The organism is Vibrio olivae, from assembly GCF_042428525.1.
Classification (GTDB): domain Bacteria; phylum Pseudomonadota; class Gammaproteobacteria; order Enterobacterales; family Vibrionaceae; genus Vibrio; species Vibrio olivae.
This window is the reverse complement of the sequence record NZ_JBHMEP010000001.1, coordinates 2,054,843-2,067,745: the sequence shown is the minus strand read 5'-3', so window position 1 is coordinate 2,067,745 and position 12,903 is coordinate 2,054,843. Positions and strand designations below refer to the sequence as shown.

The 12,903-nt window shown below is 44.9% G+C and carries 15 protein-coding genes; 9 read left to right on the top strand and 6 right to left on the bottom strand.

Going from position 1 to position 12,903, the window contains the following annotated elements:
* Nucleotides 1-69 precede the first annotated feature (69 nt).
* The gene (locus tag ACFFUV_RS09565; protein WP_390191625.1) at nucleotides 70-1,437 is read right to left on the bottom strand and encodes a Do family serine endopeptidase; all 1,368 of its coding nucleotides are present in this window, start codon (nucleotides 1,435-1,437) and stop codon (nucleotides 70-72) included.
* 127 nt (nucleotides 1,438-1,564) lie between these two features.
* Complete coding sequence (zapG, locus tag ACFFUV_RS09560; protein ID WP_390191623.1) at nucleotides 1,565-2,032, bottom strand: Z-ring associated protein ZapG; 468 nt, start codon at nucleotides 2,030-2,032, stop codon at nucleotides 1,565-1,567.
* Nucleotides 2,033-2,184: 152 nt separating this feature from the next.
* Between zapG and zapE the strand changes: the two genes are divergently transcribed.
* The 8 genes from zapE (at nucleotide 2,185) to sspB (ending at nucleotide 8,518) form a co-directional block, all read left to right on the top strand.
* Complete coding sequence (gene zapE, locus ACFFUV_RS09555) at nucleotides 2,185-3,288, top strand: cell division protein ZapE (RefSeq protein WP_390191621.1); 1,104 nt, start codon at nucleotides 2,185-2,187, stop codon at nucleotides 3,286-3,288.
* A 229-nt stretch (nucleotides 3,289-3,517) separates the two neighbouring features.
* Nucleotides 3,518-3,946 (top strand): 50S ribosomal protein L13, encoded by a 429-nt coding sequence (gene rplM, locus ACFFUV_RS09550; protein WP_390191618.1) that lies wholly within the window; start codon nucleotides 3,518-3,520, stop codon nucleotides 3,944-3,946.
* 15 nt (nucleotides 3,947-3,961) lie between these two features.
* The gene (rpsI, locus tag ACFFUV_RS09545; protein WP_136483334.1) at nucleotides 3,962-4,354 is read left to right on the top strand and encodes a 30S ribosomal protein S9; all 393 of its coding nucleotides are present in this window, start codon (nucleotides 3,962-3,964) and stop codon (nucleotides 4,352-4,354) included.
* 337 nt (nucleotides 4,355-4,691) lie between these two features.
* The gene (gene petA, locus ACFFUV_RS09540) at nucleotides 4,692-5,285 is read left to right on the top strand and encodes a ubiquinol-cytochrome c reductase iron-sulfur subunit (RefSeq protein ID WP_390191615.1); all 594 of its coding nucleotides are present in this window, start codon (nucleotides 4,692-4,694) and stop codon (nucleotides 5,283-5,285) included.
* Complete coding sequence (locus tag ACFFUV_RS09535) at nucleotides 5,285-6,550, top strand: cytochrome b (RefSeq protein WP_390191613.1); 1,266 nt, start codon at nucleotides 5,285-5,287, stop codon at nucleotides 6,548-6,550. The genes petA and ACFFUV_RS09535 overlap by 1 nt, the downstream gene beginning before the upstream one ends.
* Nucleotides 6,547-7,284 (top strand): cytochrome c1, encoded by a 738-nt coding sequence (locus tag ACFFUV_RS09530; protein ID WP_390191610.1) that lies wholly within the window; start codon nucleotides 6,547-6,549, stop codon nucleotides 7,282-7,284. Before ACFFUV_RS09535 ends, ACFFUV_RS09530 begins: the two co-directional genes overlap by 4 nt.
* Before the next feature lie 94 nt (nucleotides 7,285-7,378).
* Nucleotides 7,379-8,014, top strand: coding sequence for a stringent starvation protein SspA (sspA, locus tag ACFFUV_RS09525; protein ID WP_390191608.1), 636 nt, complete (start codon nucleotides 7,379-7,381; stop codon nucleotides 8,012-8,014).
* A 12-nt stretch (nucleotides 8,015-8,026) separates the two neighbouring features.
* Nucleotides 8,027-8,518 carry a ClpXP protease specificity-enhancing factor gene (gene sspB / locus ACFFUV_RS09520; protein ID WP_390191606.1) on the top strand — a complete coding sequence of 164 codons (492 nt, stop codon included), beginning with the start codon at nucleotides 8,027-8,029 and terminating at the stop codon, nucleotides 8,516-8,518.
* A gap of 58 nt (nucleotides 8,519-8,576) precedes the next feature.
* On the opposite strand, the gene ACFFUV_RS09515 is transcribed toward sspB, so the two are convergent.
* Genes ACFFUV_RS09515 through ACFFUV_RS09500 form a run of 4 tightly spaced genes read right to left on the bottom strand, consistent with a single transcriptional unit; the run spans nucleotide 8,577 to nucleotide 11,911 of the window.
* On the bottom strand, nucleotides 8,577-9,152 hold the full coding sequence (locus tag ACFFUV_RS09515; RefSeq protein ID WP_390191605.1) for a BON domain-containing protein: 576 nt from the start codon (nucleotides 9,150-9,152) through the stop codon (nucleotides 8,577-8,579).
* 4 nt (nucleotides 9,153-9,156) lie between these two features.
* Nucleotides 9,157-9,747, bottom strand: a complete 591-nt coding sequence (locus ACFFUV_RS09510; protein ID WP_390191602.1) for a phosphoheptose isomerase — start codon at nucleotides 9,745-9,747, stop codon at nucleotides 9,157-9,159.
* Between the two features lie 3 nt (nucleotides 9,748-9,750).
* Nucleotides 9,751-10,119, bottom strand: a complete 369-nt coding sequence (locus ACFFUV_RS09505; protein WP_390191600.1) for a YraN family protein — start codon at nucleotides 10,117-10,119, stop codon at nucleotides 9,751-9,753.
* Nucleotides 10,106-11,911, bottom strand: coding sequence for a penicillin-binding protein activator (locus ACFFUV_RS09500; RefSeq protein ID WP_390191598.1), 1,806 nt, complete (start codon nucleotides 11,909-11,911; stop codon nucleotides 10,106-10,108). Before ACFFUV_RS09500 ends, ACFFUV_RS09505 begins: the two co-directional genes overlap by 14 nt.
* Before the next feature lie 69 nt (nucleotides 11,912-11,980).
* Between ACFFUV_RS09500 and rsmI the strand changes: the two genes are divergently transcribed.
* Entirely contained in the window at nucleotides 11,981-12,844 is an 864-nt protein-coding gene (gene rsmI, locus ACFFUV_RS09495) for a 16S rRNA (cytidine(1402)-2'-O)-methyltransferase (protein WP_390191596.1), read from the top strand.
* The last annotated feature ends 59 nt before the right edge of the window (nucleotides 12,845-12,903 follow it).

Here is a 12,903-nt window from a genome sequence, read left to right as displayed (position 1 = left end):
AGCAGCGAATGTTTCGCTGCTCTTGATGGTAGAGATAAGATTGCGTCAATGACGCGAATTCGGTGAAAATTAACGAACGACCAAGTAAATCGTGCGATCGCCACGTTGGATGTTAAGCGCCAGAATATTCGGTTTTTGTTCGAGAATCTTACGCAGCTCCGCTAAGTTTTTAACCCGTTGGCGGTTAAGGCCAATAATAATATCGCCTTTTTTCAACTGGTAAGCTTCTGCCATTGACCCTTTTTCGACCGAAGCGACTTTCACACCTTCGATACGATCACTCGACGTCGTGTTGGTTAACTCTGCACCAGCTAAACCTTCATGAAGTTTATCCGCAGTGGTCTTCACATCGGTTTGTTCGCCTAAGGTCACATCAAATTCTTCTTTATCACCATCACGAATCACACCGAGTTTGACCTCTTTACCCGCGCCAAGAGTCGCGACTTTCGCACGCAGTTCACCGAAAGTATCAATGGATTTACCATTGACAGAAACGATGATATCGCCAGCTTCTAAGCCGGCTTTATCTGCCGCACTATCTGGAATCACTTGGCTAACGAAGGCGCCTTTACTTGATTTGTAGTTCATCGCTTTAGCGAGTTCTGCTGTTATTTCGCTACCTTGAACCCCAAGCATGCCGCGTTTAACTTCACCAAATTCATCGATTTGTTCGGTGAGGTTTTTCATCATATTAGATGGTATGGCAAAGCCAATACCAATATTTCCACCATTAGGGCCAAGAATAGCGGTGTTGATACCCACCAATTCCCCATTTAGGTTAACAAGGGCACCGCCAGAGTTACCGCTGTTAATGGCGGCATCTGTTTGGATAAAGTTTTCAAAGTTTTCGATATTTAATCCACTGCGGCCCAGCGCTGAAACGATACCGGAGGTCACTGTTTGACCTAAACCAAACGGATTACCAATCGCGACAGTAAAATCACCGACCCGCAATTTATCCGAATCTGCAATCTTGATTTGCGTGAGGTTTTCAGCTTTTTCGAGCTTGAGTAGCGCGATGTCAGACATCTGGTCGCCGCCGATCAGTTCTGCTTTGTATTCACGTCCGTCATGTAATTGAACACGAATTTTCTCCGCGCCATTAATGACATGGTAGTTGGTTACGACATAGCCTTTATCAGCATCAATCACCACGCCTGAGCCTAAGCCTTTAAACGGACGCTCTTGAAGCTGTTCGGTTGGAAAGTCTGGACCAAAAAAGAAGCGAAATTGCTCCGGGATTTGGCGTTTAGAAACTTGAGTTCCTTCAACGGCGATACTCACTACCGCTGGAGTTACTTTTTCTAGCATTGGCGCTAAGCTGGGAATTTGTTCGCCATTCACCGCTAACGGCAATGCCGCAGATGCAGGTAAGGGAGCAAGAATTGAGCTTAAACTAAGGGATAGGACGGTTAAAGCAAGCAAAGGTTTTTTCATCTGATAACTCCTATACAGTTAATGCTTTGTATCTAATATTTGCTCAAAAAATTAGATTTCAATCAGCACCGACGTGAGTTATGACTCAAAAACCTTTGCAAAGTTCACGTAAAATTTTTAACTTCGATTAAGAAGCTTTGGCAGTAACCACTTCATCCGAATGAAGAATCTGCTTTTCTTGCTCTTTGAAAAGCCCTGTAGACCCATTTGCGTAGTCTTTCGGGGCTTCATCAAGAACCTCATCTAAATAGCTGGCTTTTTCTTCCGCATTATCGGCTGAGGGAACCGTGTATTCAGCAATCTTCTTAGCGAATGGATTATCTTGCTCTGGTAGTTCTGGAAGCAGTTCTCCCGAGGTTTTAACCATATGTTGATAAAGCTTGGTGTAATCTTTACCGAGGTTATCCAGCATCTCTGCGGTTTGTGCAAAGTGATCAGCAAGCTCTTGGCGTTGCTGCTCTAGCTGAAATTTTGCAGTGTCGAGTTCTTTTTGCGTACTTTTTTGCTTTTTATAGTCTGGCGTAGTTAGACGAGAAATGACTACACCCAAAAAAGCGCCAATAACTAGACCTAAAACAGCATATATCCAAGGCATAGTTGCTCCTTATCATTGTTATTTAACATGTTTTTTACCTGTTGGTTACACATGTTGAGTTCACATGGTACTATGACAACCATAGCCAATAAAGAAAAATAGACGTGCTCTACTTAGCATATTTTTCTTTATCTACTCTAGGTACGTGACTCATGACCCCACTAGAAAAATATCAAATTGATCTAAAACAGTCAGGTTTTCAAAAAGATAAAGCGCAACAAGATGCTGTAGAAGCATTAGATCGTCTCTACCACCAATGTATTGAGTATACACAACAGCCTGTTGCATCTGTGAGTCGATGGACAAAATGGTTTACAAAAACGCCGTCAGTACCTGAAGCTCCACAAGGTCTTTACTTCTGGGGGGGCGTCGGGCGAGGCAAGACCTACTTGATGGACTGCTTTTATGAGGTTTTGCCGATTGAAAAGAAAATGCGTGTCCATTTTCACCGTTTTATGCATCGAGTCCATGAAGAGCTGAAAAAATTAAATGATGTCAGCGACCCGCTTGAACATATAGCTGATACGTTCAAAGCTGAAGCGGACATCATCTGCTTTGATGAATTTTTTGTGTCAGATATTACCGATGCCATGATCCTTGGGACGCTTTTTCAGGCCTTATTCCAACGCGGCATTATTTTAGTGGCAACCTCCAATATTCCGCCCAATGAGCTTTATCGCAATGGATTGCAAAGAGCTCGGTTTATTCCTGCCATTGAATTGATTGAAAAGCATTGCCACATTATTAATGTTGACAGTGGCATTGATTATCGCCTTCGTACTCTGGAGCAAGCCGAAATTTACCATCATCCGCATGATGAGAGCGCAAAACGAAATTTGCAGCGCTACTATCAGCAGTTAGTTGGCGAAGACAAGCCCGCGGTACAAATTATTGACATTAATCATCGCCAGATTCCGGTTATAAAATCGGCAGATGGATTACTGTTTGCGAGCTTTGCCCAGCTTTGCCAAACGCCACGTAGCCAAAATGACTACATTGAATTATCTCGTCTGTATCACACGGTGTTATTGGCCGATGTTCAACAGATGGGGCGATTGTCGGATGATGCAGCGCGGCGATTTATTGCATTGGTGGATGAGTTCTACGAGCGCCACGTGACGCTGATTATTTCTGCACAAGTGGCTCTTGAAGACTTGTATACAGAAGGTCAGCTCAACTTTGAATTTCAACGTTGTCAGTCACGTCTTATTGAGATGCAGAGCCGAGAATATTTAGCGCGAGAGCATTTGAGTTAAGCAAATCTTTATTGACGAAAAAAAAGACAAAAAACTTGCGGATTTACTCGAAAAGGGGGTGATTTTTTCATCTGACTTCTCTATAATCCTGCGACCCACCGTTACTGCAGACCAATTTAAGGTTGGTCGAGAGTGCCATCCACTCGAAGGGGTGATGACTGGGCTCTTAGTCAGTGGGAGCGTTAAGCTCCTTAAGTGTAAATTTGATTATTAACGGGTTATTATTAGCATGAAAACTTTCGTTGCTAAACCAGAAACTGTAAAACGCGACTGGTATGTTGTAGACGCTGAAGGTAAAACTCTTGGCCGTCTAGCAAGTGAAATTGCATCTCGCCTACGTGGCAAACATAAAGCTGAATACACTCCACACGTTGACACTGGTGATTACATCATCGTTGTAAACGCGGAGAAAGTTGCTGTAACAGGTAACAAGGCGAAAAACAAAGTTTACTACCGTCACTCAGAGTTCCCAGGTGGTCTTAAATCTATCACTTTTGAAAAGTTGATCGATCGTAAACCTGAAATGGCGCTTGAACTAGCGGTTAAAGGTATGCTTCCACGTGGTCCTCTAGGCCGTGCTATGTACCGTAAGCTTAAAGTTTACGCTGGCGCTGAGCACAACCATGCTGCTCAACAACCACAAGTACTAGACATCTAATCGGGGATTTCGAAAATGGCAGAGAATCAATACTACGGCACTGGCCGTCGCAAAAGCTCAGCTGCACGTGTTTTTATCAAACCAGGCAGCGGCAACATCGTAATCAACAAGCGTAGCCTTGATGAGTACTTCGGTCGTCCAACTTCTCGTATGGTTGTTAAACAACCTCTAGAGCTTGTTGAGATGGTAGAAAAACTTGACCTTTACATCACTGTTTCTGGTGGTGGTATTTCTGGTCAAGCGGGTGCAATCCGTCACGGTATCACTCGTGCTCTAATGGAATACGATGAATCTCTACGTCCTGCTCTACGTGCAGCTGGCTACGTTACTCGTGACGCTCGTCGCGTTGAACGTAAGAAAGTTGGTCTACGTAAAGCACGTCGTCGTCCACAGTTCTCTAAGCGTTAATTTTCTTTCGAGAAAATTCGCAAAGTTTGGTTCTGTTTTTCAGAACGACTTGTGGTTCCAAAGCCTGGCTCAATGCCAGGCTTTTTTGTATTTTCATTATTTATCCTTTCCTGCATCCCGCCTTTGAAATTGAGTTTACTTACAGTTATGTGCCTTTTGTGACAGCATAGGCGAATTCCTCTACAAATGTTACTAAAAAGTAGCTTTATCTTGTCAAAAAGTAGGGTTTTATTTATGCTCTTTAATCAAATAAATACAATTAAATCCGTAATTTTGTAGCCATGTTCCTTGAAGAAAAATAGGACTTTTTCGATGGGACAAATGGGAGAATGTTTGGATGAGCAATGCGCCTTTAAATAACGGCCGCAGACGTTTCTTGACAGCCACAACCGCGGTTGTGGGTGGCTTGGGAGCTGCTGCTGTTGCCGTGCCTTTTATAAAATCGTGGAACCCAAGTGCCAGAGCGAAAGCCGCTGGAGCACCGGTTGAAGTTGATGTCAGCAAACTCGAAGAAGGCCAGATGGTTCGAGTTGAATGGCGAGGAAAACCGGTGTGGATCGTTCGCCGTCCCCAAGCCATTTTGGATGGTCTGAATGATATCGGAGATCAACTTCGAGACCCTTCCTCAGAGCAGGCTCAGCAGCCTGAATACGCTCAAAATGCTTACCGTTCCATCAAACCTGAATATTTTGTTGCCGTTGGAATTTGTACTCACCTTGGTTGTTCGCCTACCTATTTACCCGACAGTTTTAGTGAACAAGTCCAAGGCGTAAAATCGGGGTTCTTCTGTCCGTGTCATGGTTCGAAGTTTGATATGGCTGGTCGTGTATTCCAAGGCGTTCCTGCACCGCTGAATCTTGTGGTGCCTAAGCATATGTACTTGAGTGATACGCGAATCATCGTCGGTGTCGACGAAGGAGGGGAGGCGTAATGCAAGCGTTACTTGATTGGGTGGAAAAACGCATTCCAGCAATGAATGCCTACAAAAAACACCTTTCTGAATACCCAATGCCGAAGAACTTTAACTTTTGGTACTTGTTTGGCTCTCTCGCCATGTTGGTGCTGGTTAACCAATTATTGACCGGGATCTGGCTAACCATGAACTACGTGCCGTCTGGCGATGGTGCTTTTGCTTCGGTTGAATACATCATGCGTGATGTAGAGTACGGTTGGTTGCTGCGTTATATGCATTCAACTGGTGCCTCAGCGTTTTTTATTGTTGTCTATTTACACATGTTCCGCGGTTTGATTTATGGCTCGTATCAAAAGCCGCGTGAACTGCTGTGGATCTTCGGAATGCTGATCTTCTTAGTGCTGATGGCTGAAGCTTTTATGGGCTACCTTTTACCTTGGGGACAAATGTCTTACTGGGGCGCGCAGGTGATTATCTCCCTATTTGGGGCGATTCCTGTGATTGGTGATGACCTGACTCTGTGGATTCGTGGTGACTATGTTATCTCCGGAGCAACGCTAAACCGTTTCTTTGCTCTGCATGTGATTGCGTTGCCTATCGTATTGTTATTGCTGATCGTTTTGCACGTATTAGCTCTGCATGAAGTTGGCTCAAACAACCCTGATGGCATCGAAACCAAACTGCCAAAAGGCACCATGGGTGACGATTACAAAACGCAGTTCAAGTTCCACGATTATTACACCAAGAAATACGACATCATCGATTCGATACCCTTCCATCCATATGGCACGGTTAAGGACCTCATCGGTGTTGCGGGCTTCTTATTCTTGTTCTGTTATGTGCTGTTTTTCAATCCAGAGATGGGAGGCTACTTCCTCGAGCCGCCTAACTTTGAGGCCGCAAACCCATTGAAAACGCCAGAACATATCGCGCCCGTTTGGTATTTCACTCCGTTCTACGCCATTTTGCGTGCGGTGCCTGATAAACTCATTGGGGTGATCGCGATGGGGCTGTCGATTGCCGTACTGTTTGTTCTCCCTTGGCTAGATCGTTGTAAAGTACGTTCATACCGTTATCGCAGTAAATTCCACTTAATTAATATTATTCAATTCACCATTTGCTTTATTGCTCTTGGTATTTTGGGGGCGTTGCCTGCAACACCTACTTATACCTTGCTCGCACGTATTTTCAGCTTGGGCTATTTCATGTTCTTTGTACTGTTGTTCTTCTACAGTAAAAATGAAAAAACCAAACCATTACCAGAGAGGGTGACATTCAAATGAAGAAGTGGATTGTAATGTTATTTGCACTGCTGCCATCTCTGGCGATGGCGGCAGGCGCTAATGTTCCGCTTGATGCTGCGAACAATGACTTGAGTGATAAGGCGTCACTACAAAATGGTGCCAAGCTGTTTATGAACTACTGCTTTGGTTGTCATTCAACTCAGTATCAGCGTTATGGTCGCGTAGCCCAAGATTTGGGTATCCCTGATGACTTAATGAAACAAAACCTGATCTTTGATCCGGCGGTAAAAATCGGCAGCTTAATGGAAAATGCGATTCCTGATGAGTCTGCAGCCAAGTGGTTTGGTGCGCCACCACCTGATTTAACCTTGGTGGCTCGTGTCCGTGGAACTGACTGGTTATATACCTATTTACGCTCGTTTTATGCCGACCCTTCTCGTCCGTTTGGTGTGAACAATATCGTCTTCCCAAGCGTTGGTATGCCTCATGTATTAGAAGAGTTGCAAGGTGTACCGCAACCTGTCTATGAAACGCACATGGTCGACGGTGAAGAACACCGTGTTGTGGTTGGTACGCAAAGTGATGGTCGTGGAGAGCTCAACCAAGAGGAATTTGATACGGCAGTACGCGACTTGGTTAATTTCCTAGAATATTCTGGTGATCCGGTGAAGCTTGAGCGTCATGCGCTAGGGTGGTGGGTCATGGCCTTCTTAGTGATATTCACTATCGTTGTGGTGTTTCTTAAGAAAGAATATTGGCGTGATGTGCACTAATTATGCTATTATACCGTGCTGATTTCTCAATATAACTTGACAATGGAGGCGTAGCCTCCATTGTTTTTTATCTGTAAGTGTGCTGGAGGGCTCCATGGCTGTAGCTGCCAATAAACGTTCTGTGATGACTCTATTTTCAAGTTCATCTGATATGTATAGCCATCAGGTTCGTATTGTTCTGGCTGAAAAAGGTGTAAGTGTTGAAGTTGAGCTTGTGGATGAAGCAAATCTACCCGCTGAACTGGTTGAGCTAAACCCTTATAAGACAGTTCCAACCCTAGTTGATCGCGAGCTCGCGCTTTACGATTCAAAAATCATCATGGAATACCTTGATGAGCGATTCCCGCATCCACCTTTGATGCCAGTATATCCTGTTGCTCGTGGTAATAGCCGTCTGATGATCTACCGTATCGAAACTAACTGGTACTCTTTGGCAGATAAAGTCGCAAATGGGACTGCCGATGAAGCAGAATCAGCACGTAATAAGCTGCGTAATGATCTTCTCACGTTGGCCCCTGTTTTTGCTGAGTATGAATACTTCATGAGTGAAGAGTTCAGCCTGATTGACTGTTATCTGGCACCGCTATTATGGCGTCTACCAGTGTTGGGTATCGAATTGGTTGGTCCGGGCTCTAAAGAGCTTAAAGTTTATATGAACCGCGTATTTGAGCGTGATTCATTCCTTGCTTCATTGACTGAAGCAGAGCGTGAAATGCGCCTTGTTCGCTAATTTTTGAGTGTCATGGATATTTCACAAATGACTCCTCGTCGTCCTTATCTGCTTCGAGCGTTTTATGATTGGTTAGTGGATAACGATCTCACGCCACATTTAGTCGTAGATGCAACATTACCGGGTGTGCGTGTTCCTCTTGAATTTGTTCAAGATGGGCAGATTATTCTTAACATTGTCCCTCGTGCTGTGGGCAATCTTGAGTTAGGAAATGAAGCGGTCACATTCAACGCGCGTTTTGGTGGAAAACCACATTCGGTCATTGTGCCTCTATATGCCGTGCAAGCGATTTATGCACGTGAGAATGGGGCAGGTACAATGTTTGAAGCTGAAGATGCTTATCAAGAACCGAGTGAGCAAGAAGACGACGTTCAAGAGACGGAGCATCTGTCACTGACTTCTGCGCCAGAAATAGATTCTAGTGAGGAAGAGACTTCAGAACCTGATGGTGATGATGAACCGCCGAGGCCGAAAGGTAAGCCTAGCCTTCGAGTGGTTAAATAGGACACTAATAAAAAGCAGCGTATCAACGCTGCTTTTTTGTATTGAACCCAATGACTTGTTATGACTCGTCACCATATTGAAACGCTTTAATCACGCGCTTTACCCCGGAGATGTTTCTGGCAATATCGACGGCTAAATCGGCGTGGCGATGAGAAACATACCCTAGCAGAAAGACTTCTTTGTCTTCAGTGATGACTTTAATTTTGATGCCTGAGAGCTCGGAATTAGCCAACAACGCTGATTTTACTTTGGTTGTCAGCCAGCTGTCGTGACTGATTTCTCCAAGCGACAAAGGTTCTTTAATATGAACTTGGTTATAGATGGTGTTCACGCCTTTGACTTTTCTCGCTCGGGCCTCAAATTCGTCAAGTAATGTTTGTTCAGACGACTGACCTATCAGTATCACCGTGCCGTTGTATGAACTTGCGGTAATGCGTGTATGTTCGGCAAACGGGGCCTTATTCGCGATACCAGCGATTTGCAGTTCGATATTGTTATCATCCCAAATCTCTTGTGTCGTTCGAGTATCGGTGACGATATTGGCTGTCGTTGCAGCCCCAGCGACTAAAAACCCAGCACAACCACTAAGTATGAGTGGGGTCAATATTATCAATAACCGTGTTACCAGTTTCATAGCGTTACTCTTCGTGAGTGGGGAACAAAACCTGATCAATCAAATCGCATAAGCAATGGAGTGTTACCATGTGTACTTCGTGAATGCGCGCAGTACGATGGGAAGGAATACGAATTTCGACATCATTTTCACCAAGCAATCCAGCCATTTCTCCGCCATCTTTACCCGTGAGGGCGATGATGGTCATATCGCGAGTCACAGCGGCTTCCATCGCTTTGATGATATTTTTGCTATTACCACTGGTTGAAATCGCAAGCAAAATATCGCCAGGTTGTCCGAGCGCCCGCACTTGCTTTGAAAAGATTTCCTGGTAGTGGTAATCATTCGCGACCGCTGTCAGTGTAGTGATATCTGCAGTGAGCGCCATCGCTGGTAAACTTGGACGCTCGGTTTCGAAGCGGTTTAGCAAACAAGAGACATATTGCTGAGCGTTTGACGATGAGCCTCCATTACCACAACAGAGTATTTTGTTGCCTTTCAATAGGCTGCTAACCATGGCTTGTGCGGCATGAGTGATGGCATCAGGGAGCGCTTCAGCCGCCGCGATTTGAATTTGAATACTTTCTTTAAAGCTATCTTTAATGCTTTCGAGCATCGGTTATCCTTGCGTAATCACATTTTTTATCCATTCAATCTGCTTACCTTGTTGGTGAATAGCGACCAGATCAAATCGAAAATCCGTAGAGTGGACTGAAAGCCCTTGTTTCATCAGCCATAGGGTGGCTGTTTTCATTAGGCGTTTTATTTTGGCGGGCGTGACCGTTTCTGCCGCATGTCCGTATTGCTGGCTATTACGATATCTGACTTCGACAAACACCGTGGTGGTGCCATCGCGCATAATTAAATCAAGCTCGCCTCCGCGTACTTGGAAGTTTCTCTCAATTATGACTAAGCCGCAACCTTGTAAATACTTTTCGGCTGCGGCTTCGTAAGCTTGTCCAGTGGCTCGGCGGCTAAAGAGCTTCATGCTCCGTCCAGCTTAACTGGCGGTTAATTACGCAGTTATCGTCAATGCTGAGGACGCCTGTCTCACCTTGAATGGTATAGCCTGATACCACTTTCATTTGTGGTAATTGTTCAAGCAAGCGGTAGGCATCAATACCAAGAGCTTGTAAACGTTTCTCGGCATTCGAGTCTTTAGGCCATAGCTCTTCCATTTGCGCTTCAAGTTCCGGTTCGGGATCAATCAAGATAGGAAGATCACTGTAGGCAACGCCGGAGAGATCTTCATACTGAGTTTCACCACTGTTGCTTCGTGAATTTGAAAACAGTTTTGGAGGTGTGGTATCTGGATTAATCGCGACTTCAATAAAGGGTTTAATTAGCGTCAGTTCAGCGCTGTTGGCTACGATGTAGACAGAATCTACGTCACGGCGACTTCGAGGCTGGCTCTCTAAATTCATGCCCAATAATGATTCCATCTGAGCAATGTGTTGCTGACTGTCTTGCAGACCAAACACTTCGTTAATGTTGCGCTGCAACTGGCGTTTATCACCGAACAAACTGACGGCGACTTTGTTGTCGCTGTACTGTTTCCACTCTTTATTGAACGCTTCGACGACACGGTTTCCTAAGTGGCCTGCAGGGGCAAGAATTAACGGGTAGCGGTAACCCTTATCAAAAAGGTGGCTCGCGGCTTGAGCTACTTCCTGCTCTGGCGAAAGCGCGACGTAGCAAGTATTAATACCTGGCTCTAGCTCTTCTGGAATATTCAGTGCCAACGTGGGAATCGGTGTTGAGAAGTGAGATTGTGCGGATTGGAGTTTCTCAACATTTTCTTTGATCAATGGCCCTACGATAAAATCGATATTTTTCTCAATGATCTTATCTTCAATATCTTGCGCGGTTGACGCATTGGTATCAATCACCGTTAAGGTGGCGTTTTCATCGCGCTGTTTATCGTTCATCATTTCAAGGATAAAACCGTCACGAATGAGTTTGGCTTGCGGTGCAAACTTACCAGAAAGTGGCAGCAATAACGCAGTGTTCATTGGTTTAACGATTTCAAGCGATAGAATGTCGTCAATCGATTTTGGTGTGTACGTCGCCGCAGGATGTTGCGGGTTCTCATCTAACCAGTTTTTCAATGAATTACGCAATTGAGGAATGTCACTGGCCAATGACTTGTTGTACAAAGCCAGTTGAATCCAACCATCAAATACCGCTTCGTCTGGGGAGACGTTTTGGCTTGATAATTGTTGCTCAGAATATTGGTTCAGGTTGTTCCAAATATTCTCTGAAAGAGATTGACGCTCAGCAACAGGCGCGTATTGCTGAAGAGAAGAAAGCTGACGTGCTGCTTCAAAATACTCTTCACGATTGGCGTAGATCGACGCTTGTAATTGGTAATATTCTTGCCACTGGGCATCGTCCAAATTCCAGGTATCATCGAAGCTTAATGCGCTCAGAGCTTGCTGCTCTTGACCTTGCTTGACGTATTGCTGTGCGCGAATCAATTGCCACTGTGCCTGTTGACGGTGGGTCATCTCTGATCGTGATAGGCGTCGAGATAAGTTATCCGCTTGGGCAAAGTCATTGGCGTCGACAGAGGCTTTGTACGCCATGATTAACCAGTCGACTTGCAAAGCGCCTTGGCTGCTGTCAGCCTGCATAAGATAGCTTTGTGCCGACTCAGTCGGAGCAAGGGTAATATCCACTGATGTGGGGGTCGAAGGACCGGTTGAACATGCCGCTAACGTAATCGCTAATGCTACAGGCGTTAAGATGCGTGGTACACTGAGTCTCTTATGGTGTTTCATGGCCATGAGTTCTATCGCTATTAAGTGTAAAATTGTCTCTATATTAATCGTTGAAGTGATGCTAAACAAATGACAGATAACAAAACATTACCTGCCGAGGTTCCAACTTTGTACATTGTACCCACTCCTATTGGCAATTTGGGGGATATAACTCAACGTGCCTTGGAAGTGTTGTCTAATGTCGACATGATTGCCGCAGAGGATACTCGCCACACAGGTAAGTTGCTCTCTCACTTCAATATTCAGACTAAAACTTTTGCATTGCATGATCACAATGAACAGCAAAAAGCTCAAGTTTTAGTGGAAAAACTTCTACAGGGCGCAACCATTGCTTTGGTTTCTGATGCTGGTACCCCGTTAATTAGTGATCCAGGGTATCACTTGGTGAGTCAATGTCGTCATGCGGGCGTCAAAGTTGTGCCATTACCTGGTGCGTGTGCGGTGATTACCGCTTTAAGTGCCTCAGGACTTCCGTCAGACAGTTTTAGTTTTGAAGGCTTTCTGCCACCGAAAAGCAAAGGGCGTAAAGATAAATTCCTCGAGATCGCCAAAGCGGCACGTACCAGTATCTTCTATGAGTCACCGCATCGAATTGTCGACTCTTTAAAAGATATGTTGGATATTCTCGGCTCTGATCGTCAAGTGGTGTTAGCCCGGGAGCTGACTAAAACTTTTGAAACCATTCAGTCCTTACCTTTAGGCGAACTCATCGATTGGGTTACCAGTGATGGCAACCAGCAACGTGGTGAAATGGTCCTGTTGATTCATGGTTATCGAGCGGCCAGTGAAGAGTTGGTGCCTGAAGAGGCGCAGCGGACTTTAGGTATTTTAATCAAAGAGCTGCCTTTAAAAAAAGCGGCAGGGTTAACGGCGGAAATTTACAACTTGAAAAAAAATGCGCTGTATAAGTGGGGTTTAGAGCATCTTGAATAAGTGAACTTGTCAAAAAAACAGCGATATAGCTCTGGCAAATGGCTAGAGTTTAAGCAGAT

Bases quoted from the DNA above. Each gene is read 5' to 3' on its own strand.
- ACFFUV_RS09565 (WP_390191625.1), bottom strand. From the start codon at position 1,437: ATGAAAAAACCTTTGCTTGCTTTAACCGTCCTATCCCTTAGTTTAAGC.
- zapG (WP_390191623.1), bottom strand. From the start codon at position 2,032: ATGCCTTGGATATATGCTGTTTTAGGTCTAGTTATTGGCGCTTTTTTG.
- zapE (WP_390191621.1), top strand. From the start codon at position 2,185: ATGACCCCACTAGAAAAATATCAAATTGATCTAAAACAGTCAGGTTTT.
- rplM (WP_390191618.1), top strand. From the start codon at position 3,518: ATGAAAACTTTCGTTGCTAAACCAGAAACTGTAAAACGCGACTGGTAT.
- rpsI (WP_136483334.1), top strand. From the start codon at position 3,962: ATGGCAGAGAATCAATACTACGGCACTGGCCGTCGCAAAAGCTCAGCT.
- petA (WP_390191615.1), top strand. From the start codon at position 4,692: ATGAGCAATGCGCCTTTAAATAACGGCCGCAGACGTTTCTTGACAGCC.
- ACFFUV_RS09535 (WP_390191613.1), top strand. From the start codon at position 5,285: ATGCAAGCGTTACTTGATTGGGTGGAAAAACGCATTCCAGCAATGAAT.
- ACFFUV_RS09530 (WP_390191610.1), top strand. From the start codon at position 6,547: ATGAAGAAGTGGATTGTAATGTTATTTGCACTGCTGCCATCTCTGGCG.
- sspA (WP_390191608.1), top strand. From the start codon at position 7,379: ATGGCTGTAGCTGCCAATAAACGTTCTGTGATGACTCTATTTTCAAGT.
- sspB (WP_390191606.1), top strand. From the start codon at position 8,027: ATGGATATTTCACAAATGACTCCTCGTCGTCCTTATCTGCTTCGAGCG.
- ACFFUV_RS09515 (WP_390191605.1), bottom strand. From the start codon at position 9,152: ATGAAACTGGTAACACGGTTATTGATAATATTGACCCCACTCATACTT.
- ACFFUV_RS09510 (WP_390191602.1), bottom strand. From the start codon at position 9,747: ATGCTCGAAAGCATTAAAGATAGCTTTAAAGAAAGTATTCAAATTCAA.
- ACFFUV_RS09505 (WP_390191600.1), bottom strand. From the start codon at position 10,119: ATGAAGCTCTTTAGCCGCCGAGCCACTGGACAAGCTTACGAAGCCGCA.
- ACFFUV_RS09500 (WP_390191598.1), bottom strand. From the start codon at position 11,911: ATGAAACACCATAAGAGACTCAGTGTACCACGCATCTTAACGCCTGTA.
- rsmI (WP_390191596.1), top strand. From the start codon at position 11,981: ATGACAGATAACAAAACATTACCTGCCGAGGTTCCAACTTTGTACATT.